The following is a 21,683-nucleotide window of genomic DNA, read 5'->3' as shown; positions in this document are numbered from 1 at the left end:
CAAAATTGCAACAGTCAAGGTGGTTTCGCGTATGACCGACTCCGTGCTGCTCGCCGTGGCCCAGGACACGACCATCCAACCCGGGCAACGCGTGCTCATGGCCTCCGGCGCGGAGGCGGGCGGAGCATCCCCCCTGCTCACCGTGGTGGGAGCCCTGCCGGAGCTGGGCGTTGGCGCGTATCTGGGCAGGCAGCGCTCCACGCCGCTGTTCCAGGTGGCTGGCCGCATGCGCTGGCCCCAGGGCGGGGCGGCCCCGGCCCTGGACGTGCTCCTGGCCGACGCCCTGGACGAGGTCTACCTGCCCACGGGCGCGGCCACCTTCGCCGCCTGGACTGGCGGCTACAGCCTGGCCTGGGTGACCCTCTCGGACAAGGGCGCGGCGGGCCTGCGCCAGGACAGCTCCGGCCCCCTCATCGGGGACATGGTGGCGGCCGAGCTTGAACTCTCCTGCATCCAGGGGCACATCCTGCCCGACGACACGGACAAGCTCAAAGCCATGCTCATGGACCTCGCCCTGACCCAGCGCTTCGACATCATCGTCACCACAGGCGGCACGGGCGTGGCCCCGCGCGACATCACCCCCGAAGCCACGCTGGCCGTCCTCGAGAAACGGCTGCCCGGCTTCGAGACGGCCATGCACCTGGCCGGGCTCAAGGCCACGCCGCGCGCGGTGATCTCCCGGGCGGTGGCGGGCTTCCTCGGCAACAGCCTGATCGTGAACCTGCCCGGCTCCCCCAAGGGCGTGCGCGAGACCCTGGCCGCCGTGCTCCCGGCCATGCAGCACGCCCTTGAGAAATCACACGGCGACCCCGGCGACTGCGGCCAGGCCTGAGCCGGGCTCGCTGAAACCGCTCCGTGCCTGGGCCGAGGGCCTGATGGAAGGGGGCCGGCGTTTTGGCCCGGCTCCCCGATCCATTGATAGGTGCCGACGAAACAATTCATACCAAATCGGGATTTTAAGCCCCGTCCCCCCTTGCAAGACGGTCCGTACTCTTTTATTTTTGAACCGGTCGTTTCAGGAGTACGTCGTGACCATCAGGTTGTTCGATCTCGCAGAGTGTCTTTCGGGTTCCCTTGACCTCATCAGCCCCGCCGTGGTGGGCCATCACTGCCGGGTGGGCGCCCTGGCCGCCAGGCTGGGCCGCGCCGCCGGGCTCGAGAACCAGCAGATCGCCGACCTGGGTCTTGCAGGTATGCTCCACGACGTGGGCGCCTTCGCCCTCAAGGACAGGCTGGACGCCCTCTCCTTCGACTCCAACGACACCTCCCACCCAGAAACGGGCTTCCGCCTGCTGCGCTGCTACCCCGGCTTCCAGGCCGCGGCGGAGATGGTGCAGGCCCACCACACCCCCTGGGCCTGGATGCGCACCAGCTACGGCCCCCCCGGCCCCGGCAAGGCGCTGGGCAACCTGGTCTATTTGGTGGACCGGGTGGACACCCTGCTGCCCCGCTCCCCTGACCAACCCCTGGACCCCGACGGCGTCGTCGAGCGCATCCGCTCCGGCAAGAACAAGATGTTCAATCCCGAATGGGTGGACGCCTTCGAGGACCTGGCCGCAAGCCCCGAATTCTGGGAGGAGATGGCCGAGCGCCCGGCGAAATGCGCCCGATGGGGCATCGCCCCGGAGTGCAACCCCGTGCTCAGCTTCGGCGAGGTTTCCGCGCTGTCGCGGGTCTTCAGCCAGATCATCGACTTCCGCTGCCGGTTCACCGCCACGCACTCGCGCGGGGTCACGGCCATCGCCGTGGCGCTCGGCAAGGAGCTGGGAATGTCCCAGGAGGATCTGGAGCAGCTCGAGATCGCCGGCCAGCTGCACGACCTGGGCAAGCTCGCCGTGCCCGCGGAGATCATCCTCAAACCCGGGGCGCTGGATACCGGCGAAATGGCGACCATGCGCCAGCACGCCGAGCACGGCTTCAACGCCCTCTCGGGCGTGCCCGGGCTCTCGGACGTGGCCCGTTGGGTGGGCCAGCACCACGAACGCCTCGACGGCAAGGGCTACCCCGGCAGGGTGGGCGCCTCGCAGATCGACCTGGCCTCCCGCGTGCTGGCCGTGGCCGACATCTTCACCGCCCTCGCCGAGGACCGGCCCTACCGCAAGGGTATGGACCTGGGCCAGATCACCACCATCATCGGCAACTCCTGCGCGGAGGGAGCCCTGGACCACAGCGTCACCTCAGCCCTGATCGGGCGCGGACGCGACTTCGACGGCCTGCGCCTGGAGGCCCAGTCCCAGGCATTGAGGGACTTTGAACGTTTCGCGGCGGGTATTGCCCCCCACGCCTGAACCCGCTAGACTGCTCCGGAAACCATGGCGGGCGCTCCTCATGATAAGCGCCGCCACAGACCGGGGCCGCCAGCGCAGCCGCCCCACGGGGCGAGATGGATCAGTATCGGGCCGACCTCCACGTCCACTCCAGGTTTTCCAGGGCGACCAGCAAAGGGCTGACGCCCCGCCACCTCGCCGCCTGGGCCAGGGCCAAAGGCCTGGACGTGGTCGCCACAGGGGATTTCACGCACCCCGGCTGGCTGGCCGAACTCGAGGAGCAGCTCGCCCCCGGCGGCGACGGCCTCCTCCACCTCAAGGACAACTCCGGCCTGGAGGCCGAAATCCCCTGGCTGGACGGCTCCCACCTGCCGGGGCGCACCCGCTTCCTGCTCTCGGCCGAAATCAGCTCCATCTACAAACGCGGCGGAAAAGTCCGCAAGGTGCACAACCTTGTCTACGCGCCCAGCTTCGAGGCGGCCCGCAAGCTCAACGCCAAGCTCGAGCGCGTGGGCAACCTGGCCTCGGACGGACGGCCCATCCTGGGCCTGGACAGCCGCCACCTGCTGGAGATGGTCCTGGAGACGGACCCGCTGGCCTTCCTGGTGCCCGCCCACATCTGGACGCCGTGGTTCTCGCTGTTCGGCTCCAAGTCGGGGTTCGACACCGTGGAGGAGTGCTACGGGGCCTACTCCCAGCATATCTTCGCCCTGGAGACGGGGCTCTCCTCCGACCCGGACATGAACCGCCTGCTCTCCGGGCTGGACCGCTTCCGCCTGATCTCCAACTCCGACGCCCACTCCGGCGAGAAGCTGGGGCGCGAGGCCAACCTGTTCTCGGGCGAGGTCTCCTACGAGGGCATCTACCGCGCCCTGCGCGGAGAAGGCGTGGGGCACGACTTCCTGGGCACGGTGGAGTTCTTCCCCGAAGAGGGCAAGTACCACATGGACGGCCACGCGGACTGCGGCGTGGTCATGGACCCCCACGAGACCCGCGCCAAGGGCGGGCTCTGCCCGGTATGCGGCAAGCCGCTGACCATCGGCGTGCTGCACCGCGTCATGGAGCTGGCCGACCGCGAGCAGCCCCTGAACCCGCCGGGGCAGCCGGGGTTCGTCTCGCTGATCCCGCTTGGCGAGGTGCTCGGCGAGATCGACGGCGTGGGCGCGGGCACGGGCAAGGTCAAGAAGCACATGGCCAGGCTGCTCTCCCGCCTGGGGCCGGAGATGCACATCCTCTCCGAGGTCCCCCAGGAGGACCTGGCCAAGGATTCGCCGGTGCTGGCCGAGGCCATCGCGCGCATGCGCCAGGGCAAGGTGTTCCGCGAACCCGGCTTCGACGGGCAGTACGGGCGCATCCGGGTCTTCAGCCCGGAGGAGCTCACCCGCATCGTGCGCGGGGCCGCCCTGGTCAGCCCGCCGGGGGGCGCCGCCGCCAGGAGGCCCGCAGCCGCCCCCGCCGAGATTCAGCAGCCGTCCACAGCCCCCGCCGTCCCGAACGAGACTCCGCCGAACTCCCTCAACGAACACCAGCGCTACGCCGCCACCAGCCCCTCCCGCCGCATGCTCGTGCTGGCCGGGCCGGGCACGGGCAAGACGCACACGCTCATGGCCCGCATCCGCCACCTGACCGGCGGCGGGGCCGACCCGGGCGAGATCCTGGTGCTCACCTTCACCCGGCGCGCCGCCCAGGAGCTGCGGGAGCGCCTGGGCGATAAAGAAGGCCAGGCCGGGGTGCGCGCCGACACCCTGCACGCCCTGGCCTACGAATACTGGACCGAGGCCTACGGCGAGAAGCCCGTGCTCTTGAGCGAGGACGCCGCCCGCAGGCTCTACGCCGAGGTGAACCCGGAGCTGGCCGGCCCCAAGCTCAAGCAGGCCTGGCAGCAGCTCGGCATCGACCGCGAGCGCATGCTGCGCCGCCCTCTGCCCGTGTGGCCCAAGGCCCCGGGCCAGCCGCCCGAGGCCGCCAAGCCCGCCGACCCCACGCCCGAGGACCACGCCGCGCGCTTCGCCCGCCAGAAGGCCTCCTGGAACCTGGCCGACTACACCGACCTGCTGGAATTCTGGCTGGAGAAGATCGACGCGGGCATCTACCGGAACGATTTCAAGCACGTGCTGGTGGACGAGGTGCAGGACCTCTCCCCCCTGCAACTTGCCATCATCCGCGCCCTGGCCGACGGCTCCACGCGCAGCTTCTTCGCCATAGGCGACCCCAACCAGTCCATCTACGGGTTCCGGGGCGCGGTGCAGGGCGTGCGGCGCACCCTGGAGGGCTTCTGGCGCGACCTGCAGACCGTGGGCCTGTTGGAGAACTACCGCTCCAGCCAACGCATCCTGGACCTGGCCCACGGCCTCTTCCCCGATTCGCCCAAGCTGGAGGCCGTCCGCCCGGCCGGGCAGGGCGAGATCACGGAGTTCACCGCGCCCCAGGGCCTGCGCGAGATTTCCTGGATCGGCGAAAAGATCCGCAAGCTGCTCGGCCCCACCTCGCTCACCCTGACCAAGGGCCAGGGGCACGCGCTCTCGCCGGGCGACATCGCCATCCTGGTGCGCTTCAAGGGCCTGATGGAGCCCATCGCCAAGGTGCTCACCCGCTTCGGGGTGCCCTGCTCCGTGCCCGAGGCCGAGGCCTTCTGGGCCGACCCAAGGGTCACGGCCATCCTCAACGCCGCAGGGCGCTTCCTGGGCATGGCGGGCATCGAGGGCGCGGCCGCCCTGGCCTGCCCGGACCGCGTGCTGGCCAGCGGCCCCAAGGAGATCGCCTTCTACCTGCGCGACGTGCCGCCCTTCGACCACCTCTTCTGGCAGGGGCCGGAGTTCCGCGCCCTGTGCGCCGCCTACAAGGAGCACCGGGGCTGGGCCGGGCTGCTCTCCTTCGTGAACGCCCAGAGCGAGCTGGAGCTGGTGGGCCGAAGGGCGGAGAAGGTGCGGATCATGACCCTGCACGCCTCCAAGGGGTTGGAGTTCGAGGTGGTCTTCATGCCCGCACTGGAGGACGGCATCCTGCCCTACGCGGGCGCGGGCATCCTCACCGGCAAGCCCTCCCCGGCGGACGCCCCCGTGGACGAACGCGAGGAGGAGCGCCTGCTCTATGTGGGCCTGACCCGCGCCAAGACCCGCCTGTACCTGAGCCACGCCGAGAAGCGCGAGCTGTACGGCAGGCTCCTGATGCTCAAGCCCAGCCGTTTCCTCAAGAAGCTCGACTTGGTTGAGGCCAGCCGTTCGCACCTGGTGGCCAAGACCCTGCGCAAGGAGAAACAGCTGGGCCTGTTGTGAGCCCCGCCCCGGCCTTGCCACAGGCCCTCGGCGTGGCTATCCTGCCGTGAACACAGTTTGAATTCCCCGGGAGAAAGATATGTCCGCCACATACACCATCCACCCCCTCGTGGTGGGGAGCAAGCGTTTCGAGAAAGGCTTCATGACCTATCAGCAGCAGATGGGCACGCCCTACGTGATTCCGCTGTACGCCTGGCTGATCCTGGGCGGCGACAAGAAGATCCTGGTGGATACGGGGGAGCTTAAGCCCATCGTCTCCCCCGACCGCGAGGAGTTCATCGGCGGCAAGATCGAAACCATCGAGGAGGCCCTGGGCCGCTTCAACCTGACCCCGGCGGACATCGACATCGTGATCCACACCCACCTGCACCGCGACCACTGCGAGAACGACTACAAGTTCGAGAACGCCGTGTTCTACGTGCACGAGAAGGAGCTGGAGCTGGTGCACGACCCGCATCCGCTGGACTACCGCTACCAGGAGGACTTCATCCTGGACGTGGAGGAGAACGGGCAGATCGTCCCCCTCAAGGAGGACACCGAGGTCGCGCCCGGCGTGAAGATGATCCACACCCCGGCCCACACCGAGGGCACCATGAGCGTGCTGGTGGATACGGCCAAGGGCAAGGCGCTCATCACCGGGTTCTGCTGCATCATGGAGAATTTCTACCCGCCCAAGGAAGTGAAGGGGCTGGGCATGGAGGTCATTCCGCCCTCCACCTGCGTGGACCTGAAGAAGGCCTACGATATCGTGCTGGAATGCCGCGACATGGCGGACATCCTGCTGCCGATCCATGAGCCGAGCTTCGCCAAGGGCGACCCCATCGGATAGGGCAAGAAAGAACGTCGTGTTGGAGTCTCCGCCGGGGGCCCTCCTGGGCGGAGACAGCCCGTCTCAGGGCGGGGATATGGTGCGGAAGGCTTTGGAGCACCGCCTGCGCGGACGAATTTCGGGCCGTTGCTGTTCCGAGAGGTCGCTGTGAGACTGACCATCCCGGCCCGGGCCGGCGGAGTGAACGGAACGGCCTGGGCGGGAATTCCACAGATGCGTCCAGCCGCTCAACCGTGCTTACCGGGACCGTAATCATCTGATGATCCCGCGGAGCCGGACGGGATTCCAAAGGGCGTAGCCCGTCGGCCGCCGGAGGCCCCTCCCCTGCAACCTCTTCCCCTGGAGGCCCCGTGACATCCGCCCGCCGCCTTCTCCTCCCCGTCCTGCTGCTCCTGCTGGCGGCCTGCGCCCCCAAGCAGACCACGCCCGCGCTTTACCAGTACGCCGTATTCGACTCCTTCGCGGCGGGCGAATACGCGGGCAGCATCAGCCTGGACGCCCTGCGCGCCCACGGAGACTTCGGCTTGGGCACCTTCCACGGTTTGGACGGCGAGATGATCGTGCTGGACGGCGTGATCTACCGGGCCGACGCGAATTTGAGCCTCTCGCGTCCGGCCGGGGCCACGCTCTCCCCCTTTGCGGACCTGGTGTTCTTCAAGCCCGCCTCCACGCTGGACCTCTCCGGCGTCGCCACCCTCAAGGAGCTGGGCCAGGCCCTGGACGCCCGGCTGCCCAAGGACGGCTTCGCGGCCGTGCGCATCGAGGGCACGTTCTCCCGCCTGCTCATCCGCAGCGTTCCCATCTCCCAGCCGCCCTACCCGGACCTGGGGCAGGCCCTGCTCAAGCAGAACAAGAAGGAACTGCTGAACGCGCGCGGCACCCTCATCGCCCTGCGCGCGCCCGACCAGCCCACCGGGGCCTGGGTGGCCGGGTGGCACTTCCACTTCGTCAGCCAGGACAAGACCACCGGCGGCCACACGCTGGAGGCCTCCGTGGACGCCGCCCAGGCCGGCATCATGCCCATCCGGCAGTTCGAGCTGGAGCTGCCGCCGCGCCCCTGAGCGCGCCACGCACACGGACAACAGCCTCGGGGAGGCGCTGCCTCCCCGAACCCCACCGGCAGGGGCATGATGCCCCTGCACCCCCAATTGCTTCGCGTTCACGAGCGCAGGCAATGTGGCCCTGTAATAATAAAAGCCCGGGAAGGCGTAGCCTTCCCGGGCTTAATTGCGGGGTCCAGGGGGATCATCCCCCTGGCGGGGTGCGGGGCGGCGCCCCGCTCTTCTCTTTCTGCTACTTCTTCAACGGATCGGCCCCGCTCTGCTTGAGCGCGGCCATGCCGCCGTGAAGGTTGAGCACGCCCTTGAACCCGGCCTGCTCCAGGGTGATCTGGGCCTCGTAGGAGCGGATGCCCGTGTTGCAGACCAGCACCACGGTCTTGTCTCGCGGCACCTCGTCCAGCCTGCTGCGCAGCTGTCCCTGAGGGATGTTGTGCCACTTGCCGGGGTGCTTCTCCAGGTAGGGGGCGGCGTTGTCGGGCTCGCGGCAGTCCAGGAAGTAGTGCTCCTGGCTGTCGGCGTCGAACAGTTCGCAGAAGCTGGCGGGGTCCAGCCCCTGGTTCTTGCCCGCGAGCATGTTGTCCGCCACGGTGCCCAGGGTGTTCACGATGTCCATGGCCGAGGCGAAGGGCGGGGAATAGGGGTACTCCAGCAGGCAGAGGTCCTCCACGGTGCAGCCCTTCTGCATGAGCGCGGCCACGGCCCCCACGCGGCCCACCAGGGCGTCGCCGGATGGGCCGAAGCCCTGCACTCCGAGCACCCTGCGGGTCTTGCGGTCGATGGTGGCCTCGAGGGTCATGAGTTCCTTGCCGGGGAAGAAGTGCGCCCGGTCAAACTGGATGGCCGTGGCGGAAATGGCGTCGAACCCTGCCTGTTTGGCCTGTTCGAGGGTCAGGCCCGCGCCGGAGATGGCGCGCTCGAAGATCTTCACCGCGAAGGAGCCCACCGCGCCCGGGAAGCGGTCATCCCCTCCGGCCAGGTTGGTGCCGATCACGCGGCCCTGACGGTTGGCCATGGAGCCCAGCGGCAGGTGCAGCGTGCCCCCGGCGGCCAGGTTGGGCACCTCCACGCAGTCCCCGCCCGCGAAGATGTCCGGGTCGGAGGTGCGCATGGTTTCGTCCACGACCACGGCCCCGCGCGGGCTCACCGCCAGCCCGGCCTCGCGGGCCAGCTGCCCGTTGGGAATCACGCCCGCGGCCATGACGACCAGCTCGGCCTCGATGGTGCGTTTGTCCGTGATGACGCGCTCCACCCGGCCCTCGCCCTCGATGGCCAGCACCTTCTCGCCGAAGTGCAGGGCCACGTCCTTCTCCGTCAGGTGTTCGGAAGCCATGCGGGCCAGGAGCGGGCTTATGTTGCGGGGCAGGAGCCTGTCCTGGATCTCGACGATGGAGACTTCGAGCCCCCACATGTCCGCCAGGGCCTCGGCCACCTCCAGCCCGATGAAGCCGGAGCCCACCACCACGGCCTTGCCCGCGTGGCCGCCGCTGATGAGGTCCTTCACGGCGGAGGCGTCGTGCAGGTTGCCCACGCTGTGCACGCCGGGCAGATCCTCCCCGGGGATGTTCAGCCTGCGGGCGGACGCCCCGGTGGAGAGCACCAGCTTGTCGTAGGCCAGCTCCGACTCCTGCCCGGTGTCAAGGTTGCGCAGGCGCACGCGCTTGGCCGCCCGGTCGATGGAGAGGGCCTCGGTGCGGGTGAGCACCTCGATGTCCTTGCAGTCGCGGAAGAAGGCCTCGTCGCGCACCAGCTTGAAGCTGGTGGTGCGCAGCTCCCGCAGGTCGGACACGTCGCCGGAGATGAAATAGGGGATGCCGCATCCACCGTAGGAGACGATGGAATCGCGGTCGATCATGGTGACTTTCGAATCGGGTTCGAGGCGCTTGAAGCGGCAGGCGGCCTTCGGGCCGAGCGCCACCGCGCCGATTATGACGACGTGCTGCGGCATGGCATGGCTCCTTGCTGGGGTGTGCCGTGCATTGTACGGCAGAAGCGGGGCCAAGCCAAGAAAGAGCTTGTGGAATCAGGCAGGTAGGGTTTGCGGCGAGAGGAACGCGGCGCGGGCCTTCTGGCGAGAAAGCAGGCTTGCCCGCTCCACCTGGCGGGATTGTGCGGCGCGGTATGCGGCGCGGGTCAGTTGGGCAGGGCGGCCAGGGCCTTCTGCAGCATGGTGATGTCCAGGGGCTTGTTGATGAAGGCCAGGGGCTTGGTCTCCTGCGCGCGGGAGCGGGTGGTTTCGTCGGTGTAGGCGGTCACGAAGATCACGGGCACGTCGCGATGCATCTTGAGGCGGCGGGTGGTTTCGATGCCGTCCAGCTCGCCTTCGAGGCGGATGTCCATGATGATGAGGTCAGGGCATTTGTCGTCGAGCAGGAGCAGGGCCTCCTCGCCGGAGGCGGCCTTGCCGCAGACAGTGAAACCGAGTTTGCGCAGCATGGCGGCGGTAGCCATGGCGGCTATCGCCTCGTCTTCAACGATCAACACATTCGCGGGACTCATTACGACTTGGCTCCTTAGCCTGAAAGACGCACTCGAAGGCGGCGCCGGATCCTTGCCTTACGCATAACCTGCCTCGCAGTTGCATGGCAAGCTGAACAACAAGCTGCATGCCCAGGGTGGCCGTGCCTTCCAGATCGAAATCCGGCGGGAGCCCGACACCGTCGTCCTCGACGCGCAACGTGATCTCGCCGCCCTTCAGGCGCACTGACACGGCCACTTCGCCCCGCTCCCTGCCCTTGAAGGCGTGCTTGAGCGAGTTGGTGACCAGTTCGTTGACGATCAGCCCGAAGGGGATGGCCTGGTCCACCACGAGCTGCACGTCGTCGACGTCGAGCTTGCAGGAAATGTCCCTGCCGTCGCAGGAGGCCGCCAGCAGGCGCGGCACAAGGCGCTGCAGGTAGGGCTCCACCGGCACGCTGGAGAGGTCGCCGGAGCGGTAGAGCTCCTCGTGCACGAGGGCCATGGAGCCTATGCGGTTGCGGCTCTCCTGGAACATGGCCAGGGCCTCCGGGTCCTGCAGGTGGTCGGACTGGAGATAGAGCAGGCTGGAGATGACCTGGAGGTTGTTCTTGACCCGGTGGTGTATCTCGCGCAGCAGCACCTCCTTTTCCGCCAGGGAGGCGAGCAGGGCCTGCTCGGCCGTCTTCCTGGCGGTGATGTCCTCGGCCACGCCGATGAAATACAGGATGCGCCCCTCCTCCCCGCGCACGGCCGACATGCTCAGATGCACCCAGATCAGGCCCCCGTCCTTGCGCACGTAGCGCTTCTCCTGCTCGAAGAAAGCCTCACCGGACCGTTGGAGTGCCTCCAGGCCCTGTTCCTCGGCGGGGATGTCGGACGGGTCCGTGATGTCCCGGAAGGTCATGCGCCGGAGCTCGTCCATGGTGTAGCCGACTATCTGCTGGAAGCGCCTGTTGGCGCGCAGGTAGCGCCCTTCCAGGGTGCACTGGGTGAGGCCCACGGCGGCCTGTTCGAACAGGGCGCGGAAGCGGCGCTCGTTCTCGCGCAGGATGGCCTCGCCCTCCTGGATGCGTTCGCCCATGGCCACGATGGCCTTCTCGAAGCGGGCCAGCTCGGAGAAGGCCGGATTCTCGCTGGGCTGGTATTGCGCCCCCGGGGTCAGGCCGTCCAGGCCGTGCACCACCGCCGCCATGGGCCGGACGATCCTGCGGTGCAGCTCCCTGCGCAGCATGAGCGTAAGCACCAGGAAGACCACGCCCATGAGCGAAGCCGCGCCCACCACCGGCGCGAGCAGCGGGGCCAGGGCCTCCCCCACGGGGGTGCTGACCATCACCTTCCAGCCCAGCACCTTCACGGGGGCGCGCGCGCCAAGATAGATGCCCTCGTCCTGCTCGAAGATCGCGTATCCGGCGGAGCCGAGGTCCATCCCGAAAAGCCGGTCCCCGCCCAGGTTGGCCTGCGTGGCCACCTGGCGCGCGTCCGGGTGGGAGATGACGTTGCCGTAGGCGTCGCAGACCACGACCTCCCCGAGACCCAGAGCGGCCATCGTCTCGATGTTGGCCGTCATTTCCGAGAGGTCCAGCTCGGCCACCAGGGTCTCGCCGCTGAGGGCCCTGACCCCGATGAACACCGTGGTCTTGGCGGTCTGGGCTGAATATATGGGCCTTGAGAGCAGCAGCCTGCGGCCGGAGGCCTCGTCGAAGCGGATGGGGAAGTCCACTCCTTCGGGCGCGGGGGGCACGCTGGCCACCACGGTGTTGGAGCTATCCACCAGCAACACGCGCTCCAACTGGGCCGCAAGGCCGAGCATTTCTCCCAGGGCCTCCCTGCGCACCGCATGACCGGGCTTCGGGGAGGTATCGACGAAGTGCTCCAGCCCCCGCCAGACGCCGTCCATGTAGTGCTCCACGTAGTGCGCCAGGCGTTTGGCCAGCTCCTCGTTCTGGCGGCCCAGCATCTGCTCCTGCCCCTTGGCCATGACCAGGGCCATGACCACCAGGCAGATCACCGCCGGGAGCAGCGTTCGCCGCATGAGCCCGCGCTGGAGGATGACCGCGATGGAGCCCGGGATCATGTCATTCTCCCCCTTGGGGCACGGTGACGAACCTGCCGTCGCGGATGGTCACGATGAAGTTGCCGCGCTCCACGTCGCCGTTGGCGTCCAGGCGGAAGTCGCCGATGGCGCCATGGATGATGCCCGCGCCCGCCAGGGCCGCCTCCAGCCCCTTGCGCTTTCCGCCGGTGGCGTCCAGGGCCTTGGCCAGGAGCAGGACGGCCTCGTAGGAGTATGCCGCGGCGAAGCTCGGGTCCCAGCCGAAGCGGTTGCGGTAGGCCTGGCGGAACGCCTCGAACCCGGGATAGTCGTTCTGCTCGGTGTAGCTGGTGGAGAAGACGATGCCTTCCACGTTGGAGCCTCCGGCAGTGAGGATCTCCCGGGTGTAGGGCCAGGTCGGGCAGAGGATCGGCAGCCGGAAGCCCCCGCGCACCTGGGCCTGGGCGAAGGCGGCCACGTCCCGCGCGGAGGCCGCCAGCACGACGGCCTGCGCCCCCGAGGCGGCTGCGTCGGCGGCCAGCCTGCCCCAATCCGGCTTCAAACGGGAGGAGAAGGCCACCTCGCCAAGCACCTCGCCCCCGAGTGCGGTGAAGCTCTTGCGGAAGCCTTCCAGGAAGGTGTCGGTGTAGCCGACGTTGTCGGAATCCCCCAGGAGCAGGACCTTCCGGAGCCCGGGGCCGTCGAAGGCGTAGCCCGCCAGGGTGCGGGCCCAGCTGGTGTTGTCGGGGATGACGCGGAAGAAGTTGTCGTCCAGGCCGGTGAGTTTGGGGCTGGCGGTGGTTGGCGAGACCAGCACGGCGTCGGCGAACCTGAGTTCGGGGAGCACGGCCAACGTCTGGGAGGTGGTCATGTGGCCCACGATGGCCACGGCGCCGGCGGCCAGGAGCTCTAGGTCGGCCGCCAGGGCCTTTTCGGGGGTGTTGCCATCATCCCGGACCAGGAGCTTGAGTTTGCGGCCGTTGATGCCGCCCGCGGCGTTGACGAGCTCCACGGCCAGCATGGCCCCGTTGCGGCCCTGCACGCCCAGGTCCGAGAAGGTGCCCGTGAGCTGCCCGCTGAACCCGATGACCACCGGGGTGTTGAGGTAATACGCCCCGGCCGCCAGCAGCACGCAGGCGAGCACGCTGGCGGTGATGATCGTCTTCATTCCCATGCCGCGCCCCGCAGCTTGGATGTGAGAGATGGCACTTCCCTGACCGACCACGTTTCCAAATAATGCAACTAGCCAAAAGCCCTGAGGAAAACAACCCCGCTCCGCCCGGGGGCGAGGGACGGGCCCGCTCAGCGGCGGACCTGGCCCTTGGGGGGAAGCACCTGAATCTCGCGCACGAGCTCCCCGGCGAAGCGCAGGGCGTCGGCGTTGAGCATGGTGGCGGCCGAGGCGGGCAGCTTCAGCTCCGTGAGGTACTGCCCCGCGCTTCGCCAGTCGGCCTGCTCCATCTCCTCCGCGAGGAGCAGCAGGTCCCTGGCCTGGCCGTCGAAGCCCAGAAGCGCCTGGTTCAGGGCCGGGGCGAGGGGCAGGCCGGAGATCACCTCGTCCATGGGCATGCCCAGCAGCGAATCAAGCAGGGAGAACAGCCCCAGCACGAAGAGCGAGTCGGGCCGCACGGGCGGCCGCTCGATGTTCTTGCCCAGCAGCTCCAGGAACTTGGCCCGCCGCACCGACTGGAACACCAGTTCCCGGCCCTTGGGCGTGGGGTTGATGTCCGCCATGAGCACCGCCTGGAGCCACTTGGACAGGTTGCGCTGCCCGAGGATCATGCCCGCCTGACGGATGGAGTCCACCGTGTCGCGCCTGCCGAACGTGGCGGAGTTGATGTAGCGCAGCAGTCGGTAGGAGAGCGAAAGGTCCGTCTCGATGATCCTGGAAATCCTGCCGGGGTCGAAGTCCTCGTCGGAGAGTTCGCCCAGCAGTTTGACCCGCGTCAGCTGCGAAGTGGACATCTTGCTGCCCGAGACGATCTCCGGGCGCTGGAAGAAGAAGCCCTGAAACAGCTCGAAGCCCATTTGCAGGGTCCTGGCGCGCATGGCCTCGTCCTCGACCTTCTCGGCCAGGAGCATTCGCCCGCCGCCGCGCAGGCGCTTCACCAGCCCGGCCGCCTCCGACTCGGGCAGGGCCAGCACGTCCACCTTGACGATGTCCGCCAGGGGCAGGAAGGCCTCCAACTCGGGCTGGCCCACGAAGTCGTCCAGGGCCAGGGTGTAGCCCGCCCGTTTGAGCGCGTGCAGGGCCTTGAGCACCTCGGGGCTGGGGGGGACGGTTTCGAGAATCTCGATGACGCAGCTCTCCCTGGGCAGGGCGAACCCGGCGCCCTGGCAGAGCAGGCCCACCGGGAAATTGACCAGGGTCTTTTCCTGGGGGTCAAGGCCGGCGCGGCCCAGGGTGACTCCGTCGGCGATGACCGCGGAGGTGGCCAGGGCGTCGTCGTTGACGCCAGCCTCGGCCGAATCATCGGCACGCCTGTAGAGCAGCTCGTAGCCCCAGACCTTCATCTCGCGGTCGAAAATGGGCTGGCGCGCGACGAATACCTGCTCCAACTCGGCGGGTGACGTTTCGGGTTCCTCGTTCTTTTGCATACGCTCACAGGGGCTGTTGATCGTCTGCCCGATGTGAGCCTACGCCTGAACTGCCGCTTGGGCAACTCCGGCCCAGGCTCACAGGGCGCGCTCTCCCCCAGGAGGCTCCCTGAAGCGGCGCCCGGTGCGGGCGGAGGAGGGACAATTCGGGTGTGTTCCTGTTGGCCTGGAGAAAGCCGCGCCCTGCGCGGGGGGGGGGGAGGGGCAGGCCCCTCCCCCCGGCGACGCGCGGACGGAAGGAAGCGCTCAGGGCATCAGCGGGGCCAGGTCGAGCCCGGCGCGCAGCTCGAGCCCGAGCATGAGGTTGGCGCAGGCCAGGGCCTGGCCGGAAGCGCCCCTGCACAGGTTGTCGATGGCGCTGCAGACGATGAGGCGGTTGGTCCTGGGGTCGTGCACCAGGCCGATGTCGCAGAACATGGTCCCGCGCACGTGGCGGGTTTCGGGCAGGCTGCCCTGGGGCAGCACGCGCACCCAGGGGTGGGCGGCGTAGTGATTCTCGTAGAGGGCCTGCACCTGCTCCGCCGTTATCTGGCCCTTGGGCTTGGCGTAGATGGTGGAGTGGATGCCCCTGTTGATGGGCAGCAGGTGCGGGTTGAAGGAGACGACCATCTCCTCCCCGGCCACGGCGCCGAGCTCCTGCTCGATCTCGGGGGTGTGGCGGTGCTTGCCCAGGTTGTAGGCCCGGAAGGTGTCCGAGACCTCGCAGAACAGCGTGCCCACGGCGGCCTTGCGCCCGGCCCCGGAGGTGCCGGACTTGGAGTCGCAGACGATGTCCTGCGGGGAGATGAGCCCGGCTTCCAGCGCGGGCCAAAGCCCCAGGATCACCGAGGTGGGGTAGCAGCCGGGGTTGGCAACCAGCCGGGCCTTGGCGATCTTGTCGGCGTAGCGCTCGGGCAGGCCGTAGACGGCGTCCTCGATGAGGCCGGGGTGGCGGTGCTCCAGGGCGTACCATTTGGCGTACACGGCCGGGTCGCGCAGCCGGAAGTCCGCCGAGAGGTCCACCACGCGCAGCCCCGCCTCCAGCAGCTTGGCCGCCGTGTCCATGGCCGCGCCGTGGGGCACCGCCAGGAAGACCAGCTCGCAGGCCTCGGCCAGGTCCGCGGGGTCGGGCTCGGTGATGGTCAGCCCGTCCAGGCGCGTGCCGCGCACGAAGGGATATATCTGTGCCAGGCTTTTGCCCGCCTCCGCGCGGGACGTGGCCCGCGTGAGCTCCAATCCGGGGTGCATGGCCAGCATCCTGGCCAGCTCCATGCCCGTATAGCCGGTGACGCCGACCAGGCCGACAGGTATCCGCGACATGTCCTTCCTCCTCGCGGGCGCTCGGGCCCCGCGCTCATGGCCGAAGTGTGTGGGAAACAAAAGGGCGCGCCTCCGCCGGGGCGGGCGGCGCCGCGCATCGTGGCGTCCGGGCGGGGCGGGCCGTGCGGCCCGGCCCTACCCGGCTTTTCGCACGTAGAGCATCTTCAGGTGGCCGAGCATCTGCGTGAGCTGGCTCGACTCCTCCGGGGTCAGGTTGCCCCGGGTCTTCTCCTCAAGCATGGAGAGCGTGTCGATGGTGTGCTTGGCCAGCGGCTTGTTCAGGCTGCTGCCCCCCGTCTCCGGGTCGGGCATTTCGCCCAGGTGCACCATGGCGGCGGAGGCCATGGAGTAGGCGAAGGTGATGAAATCCACCTGGGGCAGGCAAATGCCCTCGTAATCGGCGTGGCCGTCGGGGCAGCCCGAGCACTTGTTGTCCTGAGTCATGGGGTATGCTCCTTACACGTAAGCGCTATCAGAGCGCGGGACCCTGGGCCAGGGCTTCGGAATAGGCGGCCATGGCCTGCTCCAGCGGGTCAGTGCAGCCAACGTATCCGCCCGAGGCGGTGAACGCGGCGCGCAGGGCCGCAAGCCCGGCCAGAACGTCGCCGAAATCCACGTAGCCCATGTGACCCAGGCGCACCACCTGGTTCTTCATGTGGCCCTGGCCCCCGGCCAGCACCACGCCGAAATCGGCCGAGGCGGACTTGAGCACGGCGGAGCTTTCAACACCCAGGGGCATCTTGATTGCGGTCAGGCCCCAGGTGAAGTCCGTCTTGGCAAGCAGTTCCAGGCCCATGGCCCTGGCTCCGGCGCGGGCCATCATGGTCAGGGCCCACTGCTTGCGCATCATGTTCTCCAGGCCGAACTCCCTGAACAGGCGCAGGCTCTCGCGCAGGCCCACCAGCAGCCCCACGGCGGAGGTGAACATGGTCTGGTTGGCGGCGATCTTGGCCCGCTCGCCCTTCAGCTGGAAATAGAAGTTGGAGGGCCGCACCGTGTCGCACTTGGCCCAGGCCTTGTCTGAGAAGGCCACGAAGGCCAGGCCGGGCGGCAGCATCAGCCCCTTCTGGGAGCCGGTGAGCAGGCAGTCGATGCCCCAGGCGTCCATGGGGCAGGGGGAGATGCCCACGGCGGAGATGCCGTCCGCCACCAGGAGCACGTCGCGCCCGGCGGTGACCTGGGCCAGCTGTCTGATGGGGTGCAGCACGCCCGTGGAGGTCTCGGAGGCCTGCACGCACACGCCCTTGATTTCCGGGTCGGCGTCCAGGGCGGCCGCGACGGCGGCGGGGTCCACGGCGTGGCCCCACTCCACCTGCAGGCGCACGGGCACCTGGCCGTGCATGTCGGCGATTTCGCCCCAGCGTTCGCCGAACTTGCCGCCCTCGATGCAGAGGATCTTCTCGCCAGGGGCGAAAAGGTTGGTCACGGCGGCGGCCATGGCCCCGGTGCCGGATGCCGCCAGGGGCATGACCTCCTGGGTGGTCTGGAAGAGATATTTCAGCCCCGAGCGCACATCCTCCATCACGGGCAGGAAGTTGGGCTTGCGGTGGTGGATCATGTCGCGGGCCATGGCCAGCCGCACTTCCTCCGGAAGCGGCGTGGGGCCCGGCGTCAGCAGTCTCGGTTTGTTGAGCATTCTTGCGTCCTCGCTGGGGCGGCTTTTACAACAAAGCGCCGTCCATTGCACCCATTTTGCCAAGTGGGCGGAAACAGGCAATTAACGGTACACTTTCAGCGGGGCTTGAGGTAGCTTTCCGCCACAGAACCCCGCCGACCAGGAGCGCACATGACCACCACCAAAATCATCGCCACCCTTGGCCCGGCCTCCATGTCCAAGCAGTCCATCAAGGAGCTGGCCCTGGCCGGGGCCACCATCTTCCGCCTGAACTTCTCCCACTCCGTGGCCGCCGATTTCGTGCCGGTCATCAAGGCCATCCGCGAGGTGGAGTCCGAGCTTGGCCTGCCGCTCACCGCCCTGGGCGACCTCTGCGGCCCCAAGACCCGCATCGGCGAGATCGAAAACGCCCCCCGCCAGGTGAACAAGGGCCAGACCCTGCTGCTGGGCCTGCCGGACGAGAACCCCGGCGGCGACAAGCTGTTCATCCCCCTGGACGTGCCCCCCCTGTTGGAGGGCCTGCAGCCGGGCATGCCCGTGAACCTCTCCGACGGGATGCTCCAGTTCACCGTGACCAGGACCGTCAAGAACGACCGGCTCTACGAGATCCAGGCCCACAACGCCGGGATGCTGGCCTCGCGCAAGGGCATCGCCTTCCCGGGCAAGCACCACGCCCTGCCGGCGCTCACCGCCAAGGACATCGTGGACCTGCACGAGGGCATCGACGCCGGGCTCAACGCGGTGGCCCTCTCCTTCGTGCAGAACGGCGACGACATCCGCCACATCAAGGACGAAATCGCCCGCCACGGCGTCTGGATTCCCGTTGTGGCCAAGCTGGAGCGCCAGAACGCGGTGGACCGCCTGGACGAGATACTGGCCCTGACCGACATCGTCATGGTGGCGCGCGGCGACCTGGGGCTTGAGTGCCCCATCTCGCAGCTGCCCATCATCCAGAAGCGCATCATCCGGGCCTGCCGCCACGCCCAGAAGCCCGCCATCGTGGCCACGCAGATGCTTCTCTCCATGGTCAAGAACCCCATCCCCACGCGGGCGGAGTCCACCGACGTGGCAAACGCCATCATGGACGGGGCCGACTGCGTGATGCTCTCGGAGGAGACCGCCGTGGGCGACCACCCGGTCAAGGCCGTGGAGTACATGCGCGAGATCTCCGACAACGCCGTGCAGTACTACCTGGAGCGCATCCAGGGGCCCTACCCTCCCAAGAAGGAGAAGAACCCCTCGAAATACCTGGCCTACTCCGCCTGCATCCTGGCGGACAACGCCGAATCCAAGGCCCTGGTCAGCCATTCGACCTCAGGGGTCACGGCGCGGCTGCTCTCCTCCCGCAGGCCCGCGCTGCCCATCTACGCCCTGACGCCCGACGAGAAGATCATCCACAACCTCAACTTCGTCTGGGGCGTGGTGCCGCGGCTGATCGAGGCCTCGGCCGAGAGCCACTCCCGCAGGGCGGAGCGCTTCGTGGCCGAGAGCCCGGACTTCGCGCCGGGCGAATCGGTGGTCATCACCTCGGGCCAGCCCACTCCGGGCCAGACCGAGCGCTTCACAAACCAGATCAAGCTGTACTACAAATAAGCCGACGAACGGGGGCCGCAAGGCCCCCGCACCGTATCGGAGCCCCCATGAACATCCCGTTGCTGGACCGTCGCGCCGTGGAGGCGGGCATCTTTCTGGCCATGTACCGGAGCCTGCTGGCCCGCATGGACCAGGCCCAGGCCCTCGAGGCCGTGCGCGGGGCCGTGGAATCCCTCGCGGCCCAGGCCGGGCGCGAGTTCGCGGCCCTTGCTCCGGGCGGCCCGAGTTTCGGTCATTTCTGCACCGTGCTCGGGCTGTGGCGCGGTTCGGGGGCGCTCGCCATCGAGAACGTGGAGCAATCCGAACGCGAGCTGCGTTTCGACGTGACGCGCTGCGACTACGTGGAACGCTACAAGGCCATGGGCCTGCCGGAGGAGCTGGCGGGCCTGATCTCCTGCGCGCGCGACCTGCCCTTCGCGCGCGCCTATTCCCCACACATCAGCATGGAACGGCCCGAGACCCTGGGCAACGGGGGCTCGCGCTGCCGCTTCCGGTTCATATGGAGTGAGTGATGTCTGTACGCGCTGTTGTCTTCGACCTGGACGGAACCCTCATCGACTCCCTGGAGGACCTCGCCGACGCCTCCAACGCGGCCCTTGAAACCATGGGGCTGCCCGCCCATCCGCTGGAAAGCTACAAAATCTTCGTGGGAGACGGCATCCGCACCATGATGCAGCGCGCCCTGCCCCAGGAAGCCCTGCACCGCCTGGACGAGGCCGTGGAGCACATGCGCCGCGAATACGACCGCAACTGGAAGGAGAAGAGCCGCCCCTATCCCGGCATCCCCGAACTGCTGGACAAGCTCACCGCCCGGGGCCTGCCCCTGGCCGTGCTCTCCAACAAGCCCGACGACTTCACCCGCCTGGTGGTGCGCGATCTGTTGGGCCGCTGGAGCTGGTCCGTGGTCCTGGGCGAGGGCGAATACCCCAAGAAGCCCGACCCCGCCGGAGCCCTGGCACTTGCTGCCCGCCTCGGGCTCGATACAGCCGACATGGTGCTGGTGGGCGATACGCCCATGGACGTGCTCTGCGCCAAGAACTCCGGCATGGCCTGCGTCGGCGTGACCTGGGGCTTCCGCCCCCGGGCGGACCTGGAGGCCGCGGGCCAGCGCGTGTTCATCGACCACCCCGTGGAGCTGCTGCAGCACATCTAGCGGCCACCGCACACACCTTACCACAGGGCCAAGTATGAAACCTTCGTCTTGCAACCTCTGCGGCGGGCGCGACCAGCACCTCATGGCCCGGCTGCACGGACGCGACCTGCTGCGTTGCGGCGGGTGCGGCATGCGCTGGTACGACCCCACCCCAACGAAAGCCGAACTCAAAAGCCTCTACGCCGCGCAGGAATATGTCGCCGCGGAATACTTCAGCCTTGAGGACGACCTCCAGACCAACCATTACCAGCACATGCTCCAGGCGGCGGAAACCGCCTCGCGGCGCTTTCCCGGCGGCAGCGTGCTGGAGATCGGGCCGGGCGTGGGGCACTTCCTTGAATTCTGCTCCACCCGGGGGCTCAGGGTGGAGGCCATCGAGTTCTCGCAGCCGCTGGCCCAAGCCATCCGGGAGAAATTCGGCTGCGCCGTCCTGGAGGAGCCCATTGAGGAATGCGGCCTGCCAGACGGAAGTTTCCAGGTGGTGGCCGCCTTCGACCTGCTGGAGCACGTGCGCGACCCCATGGCCCTCCTGCGGGAGATCTGGCGCGTGCTGGCCCCGGACGGCCTGCTGTTCCTGAGCACCGTCAGCACGGACAACGTGCTGGACCGGGTGGGCATGCTGCTGCACAGAGCGGGTGTGAGCGGCCCGCTGGCCAAGCTTCACCCCCCCTACCATCTGTATTATTTCAATAAGCTGGCTATAAAACGCTACATCGAACAGTCCGGGTTCGCCATCGAGGCCCTCGTGCAGGAGAACTACGATTCCAGGAAGGCCACATCGAGCCTCCCGGCGAGGCTCTTTCTGGACGGCGTCTATTCCCTGCACAACATGAGCGGCGACAAGACCAACTTCTACGTCACCTGCCGCAAGCAGGCCCCAAGCTGAAGCCCGCGCCCCTGCCGGCTCCCGAGAAAATAAACGCGCCGCCGCCGCCGGATGATCCGGCGGCGGCGGCGCGGTCGTTCAGGCCTCTTCGCCCGTTATGCGTATTGTATCTCTCTGGAGGCGGCTACTGCAGCAATGAAGACTGCAGACCCTGCTCCTGGGGGCTGGCTTGCCCCTGGCCGGGCAGCAACAGGGCCATCATGCCCGGGAGCAGCACGCTCGTCGCCTGGGTGGTGGAACTGGCGATATTGCCCTCTCTGTCGAACACGATGCTCTTGCTGATACCGTCTTCGTAGACGACCTTGGCCACCCGGCTGGCGGCGTCGTAAGTGTAGCTGATGGCCGTCGCGGAGGCGGGGGTGCCGAACAACAGAACCGCGACCATCATCGAGGCGGGGAGCAGGGCTTTGCGGCAGAGCTTCAACAGGCGGGGGGCGGGGGATGAGAACATAAGAAACCTCCAGAGGCACAGGCATGAAGTCCGTCACCGGCGGTCCTTTCCGGGTCCGAGGGCTGGCGGTTGTGCCGCCGCCGCGCCCTGAGTCCCGCCGCCGGGTGACGAGCGGCATGAAGCACCCATCATGCCAAGCACCCCTGGAGACTACCAACACACTATAA

At 68.0% G+C, this 21,683-nt stretch carries 18 protein-coding genes; 9 read left to right on the top strand and 9 right to left on the bottom strand.

From position 1 onward, the window contains the following. The first annotated feature begins 31 nt into the window (after positions 1–31). From MLE27_RS04375 to MLE27_RS04355, 5 genes are all read left to right on the top strand, one after another. Positions 32–832, top strand: a complete 801-nt coding sequence (locus tag MLE27_RS04375; RefSeq protein WP_243310666.1) for a MogA/MoaB family molybdenum cofactor biosynthesis protein — start codon at positions 32–34, stop codon at positions 830–832. Positions 833–1,028: 196 nt separating this feature from the next. Then, positions 1,029–2,288, top strand: coding sequence for an HD-GYP domain-containing protein (locus MLE27_RS04370; RefSeq protein WP_243310665.1), 1,260 nt, complete (start codon positions 1,029–1,031; stop codon positions 2,286–2,288). A 95-nt stretch (positions 2,289–2,383) separates the two neighbouring features. Next, complete coding sequence (locus MLE27_RS04365; RefSeq protein ID WP_243310664.1) at positions 2,384–5,542, top strand: UvrD-helicase domain-containing protein; 3,159 nt, start codon at positions 2,384–2,386, stop codon at positions 5,540–5,542. A 79-nt stretch (positions 5,543–5,621) separates the two neighbouring features. Further along, positions 5,622–6,371: an N-acyl homoserine lactonase family protein gene (locus tag MLE27_RS04360; protein ID WP_243310663.1), complete on the top strand. Its 750-nt coding sequence runs from the start codon at positions 5,622–5,624 to the stop codon at positions 6,369–6,371. A 350-nt stretch (positions 6,372–6,721) separates the two neighbouring features. Then, positions 6,722–7,432, top strand: a complete 711-nt coding sequence (locus MLE27_RS04355; RefSeq protein WP_243310662.1) for an acetolactate decarboxylase — start codon at positions 6,722–6,724, stop codon at positions 7,430–7,432. 232 nt (positions 7,433–7,664) lie between these two features. Here MLE27_RS04355 and MLE27_RS04350 read toward each other — a convergent pair whose 3' ends face one another. From MLE27_RS04350 to MLE27_RS04315, 8 genes are all read right to left on the bottom strand, one after another. After that, complete coding sequence (locus MLE27_RS04350; RefSeq protein WP_243310661.1) at positions 7,665–9,377, bottom strand: FAD-dependent oxidoreductase; 1,713 nt, start codon at positions 9,375–9,377, stop codon at positions 7,665–7,667. 185 nt (positions 9,378–9,562) lie between these two features. Next, positions 9,563–9,880: a response regulator gene (locus MLE27_RS04345; RefSeq protein WP_243310660.1), complete on the bottom strand. Its 318-nt coding sequence runs from the start codon at positions 9,878–9,880 to the stop codon at positions 9,563–9,565. 19 nt (positions 9,881–9,899) lie between these two features. Continuing rightward, positions 9,900–11,963 (bottom strand): sensor histidine kinase, encoded by a 2,064-nt coding sequence (locus MLE27_RS04340; protein ID WP_243310659.1) that lies wholly within the window; start codon positions 11,961–11,963, stop codon positions 9,900–9,902. 1 nt (position 11,964) lies between these two features. Next, positions 11,965–13,095: an ABC transporter substrate-binding protein gene (locus tag MLE27_RS04335; RefSeq protein ID WP_243310658.1), complete on the bottom strand. Its 1,131-nt coding sequence runs from the start codon at positions 13,093–13,095 to the stop codon at positions 11,965–11,967. 128 nt (positions 13,096–13,223) lie between these two features. Then, complete coding sequence (locus MLE27_RS04330) at positions 13,224–14,519, bottom strand: EAL and HDOD domain-containing protein (RefSeq protein ID WP_243310657.1); 1,296 nt, start codon at positions 14,517–14,519, stop codon at positions 13,224–13,226. Between the two features lie 246 nt (positions 14,520–14,765). After that, the gene (argC, locus tag MLE27_RS04325; protein ID WP_243310656.1) at positions 14,766–15,818 is read right to left on the bottom strand and encodes an N-acetyl-gamma-glutamyl-phosphate reductase; all 1,053 of its coding nucleotides are present in this window, start codon (positions 15,816–15,818) and stop codon (positions 14,766–14,768) included. A gap of 135 nt (positions 15,819–15,953) precedes the next feature. After that, positions 15,954–16,262 (bottom strand): DUF1844 domain-containing protein, encoded by a 309-nt coding sequence (locus MLE27_RS04320; protein ID WP_243310655.1) that lies wholly within the window; start codon positions 16,260–16,262, stop codon positions 15,954–15,956. Positions 16,263–16,290: 28 nt separating this feature from the next. After that, complete coding sequence (locus tag MLE27_RS04315) at positions 16,291–17,454, bottom strand: pyridoxal-phosphate-dependent aminotransferase family protein (protein ID WP_243310654.1); 1,164 nt, start codon at positions 17,452–17,454, stop codon at positions 16,291–16,293. A gap of 150 nt (positions 17,455–17,604) precedes the next feature. On the opposite strand from MLE27_RS04315, the gene pyk reads away from it, so the two are divergent. The 4 genes from pyk to MLE27_RS04295 are packed head-to-tail and all read left to right on the top strand — an operon-like array spanning position 17,605 to position 21,065. Beyond that, positions 17,605–19,026, top strand: a complete 1,422-nt coding sequence (gene pyk / locus MLE27_RS04310) for a pyruvate kinase (RefSeq protein WP_243310653.1) — start codon at positions 17,605–17,607, stop codon at positions 19,024–19,026. 47 nt (positions 19,027–19,073) lie between these two features. Next, on the top strand, positions 19,074–19,538 hold the full coding sequence (locus MLE27_RS04305; RefSeq protein ID WP_243310652.1) for an L-2-amino-thiazoline-4-carboxylic acid hydrolase: 465 nt from the start codon (positions 19,074–19,076) through the stop codon (positions 19,536–19,538). Continuing rightward, positions 19,538–20,179 carry an HAD family hydrolase gene (locus MLE27_RS04300; protein ID WP_243310651.1) on the top strand — a complete coding sequence of 214 codons (642 nt, stop codon included), beginning with the start codon at positions 19,538–19,540 and terminating at the stop codon, positions 20,177–20,179. Before MLE27_RS04305 ends, MLE27_RS04300 begins: the two co-directional genes overlap by 1 nt. Before the next feature lie 34 nt (positions 20,180–20,213). Continuing rightward, on the top strand, positions 20,214–21,065 hold the full coding sequence (locus MLE27_RS04295) for a class I SAM-dependent methyltransferase (protein ID WP_243310650.1): 852 nt from the start codon (positions 20,214–20,216) through the stop codon (positions 21,063–21,065). Positions 21,066–21,189: 124 nt separating this feature from the next. On the opposite strand, the gene MLE27_RS04290 is transcribed toward MLE27_RS04295, so the two are convergent. Further along, positions 21,190–21,516, bottom strand: coding sequence for a hypothetical protein (locus MLE27_RS04290; protein ID WP_243310649.1), 327 nt, complete (start codon positions 21,514–21,516; stop codon positions 21,190–21,192). Positions 21,517–21,683: the final 167 nt, after the last annotated feature.

Source organism: Fundidesulfovibrio agrisoli (assembly GCF_022808715.1).
Taxonomy (GTDB): Bacteria; Desulfobacterota; Desulfovibrionia; order Desulfovibrionales; family Desulfovibrionaceae; genus Fundidesulfovibrio; species Fundidesulfovibrio agrisoli.
This window is presented reverse-complemented; position numbering and strand designations above follow the sequence as displayed.

Coding starts and splice junctions, on each gene's coding strand:
- MLE27_RS04360 (WP_243310663.1), top strand. CDS start 5,622: ATGTCCGCCACATACACCATCCACCCCCTCGTGGTGGGGAGCAAGCGT.
- MLE27_RS04300 (WP_243310651.1), top strand. CDS start 19,538: ATGTCTGTACGCGCTGTTGTCTTCGACCTGGACGGAACCCTCATCGAC.
- MLE27_RS04290 (WP_243310649.1), bottom strand. CDS start 21,516: ATGTTCTCATCCCCCGCCCCCCGCCTGTTGAAGCTCTGCCGCAAAGCC.
- MLE27_RS04350 (WP_243310661.1), bottom strand. CDS start 9,377: ATGCCGCAGCACGTCGTCATAATCGGCGCGGTGGCGCTCGGCCCGAAG.
- MLE27_RS04315 (WP_243310654.1), bottom strand. CDS start 17,454: ATGCTCAACAAACCGAGACTGCTGACGCCGGGCCCCACGCCGCTTCCG.
- MLE27_RS04340 (WP_243310659.1), bottom strand. CDS start 11,963: ATGATCCCGGGCTCCATCGCGGTCATCCTCCAGCGCGGGCTCATGCGG.
- MLE27_RS04320 (WP_243310655.1), bottom strand. CDS start 16,262: ATGACTCAGGACAACAAGTGCTCGGGCTGCCCCGACGGCCACGCCGAT.
- MLE27_RS04335 (WP_243310658.1), bottom strand. CDS start 13,095: ATGGGAATGAAGACGATCATCACCGCCAGCGTGCTCGCCTGCGTGCTG.
- MLE27_RS04330 (WP_243310657.1), bottom strand. CDS start 14,519: ATGCAAAAGAACGAGGAACCCGAAACGTCACCCGCCGAGTTGGAGCAG.
- MLE27_RS04365 (WP_243310664.1), top strand. CDS start 2,384: ATGGATCAGTATCGGGCCGACCTCCACGTCCACTCCAGGTTTTCCAGG.
- pyk (WP_243310653.1), top strand. CDS start 17,605: ATGACCACCACCAAAATCATCGCCACCCTTGGCCCGGCCTCCATGTCC.
- MLE27_RS04295 (WP_243310650.1), top strand. CDS start 20,214: ATGAAACCTTCGTCTTGCAACCTCTGCGGCGGGCGCGACCAGCACCTC.
- MLE27_RS04305 (WP_243310652.1), top strand. CDS start 19,074: ATGAACATCCCGTTGCTGGACCGTCGCGCCGTGGAGGCGGGCATCTTT.
- argC (WP_243310656.1), bottom strand. CDS start 15,818: ATGTCGCGGATACCTGTCGGCCTGGTCGGCGTCACCGGCTATACGGGC.
- MLE27_RS04375 (WP_243310666.1), top strand. CDS start 32: ATGACCGACTCCGTGCTGCTCGCCGTGGCCCAGGACACGACCATCCAA.
- MLE27_RS04345 (WP_243310660.1), bottom strand. CDS start 9,880: ATGGCTACCGCCGCCATGCTGCGCAAACTCGGTTTCACTGTCTGCGGC.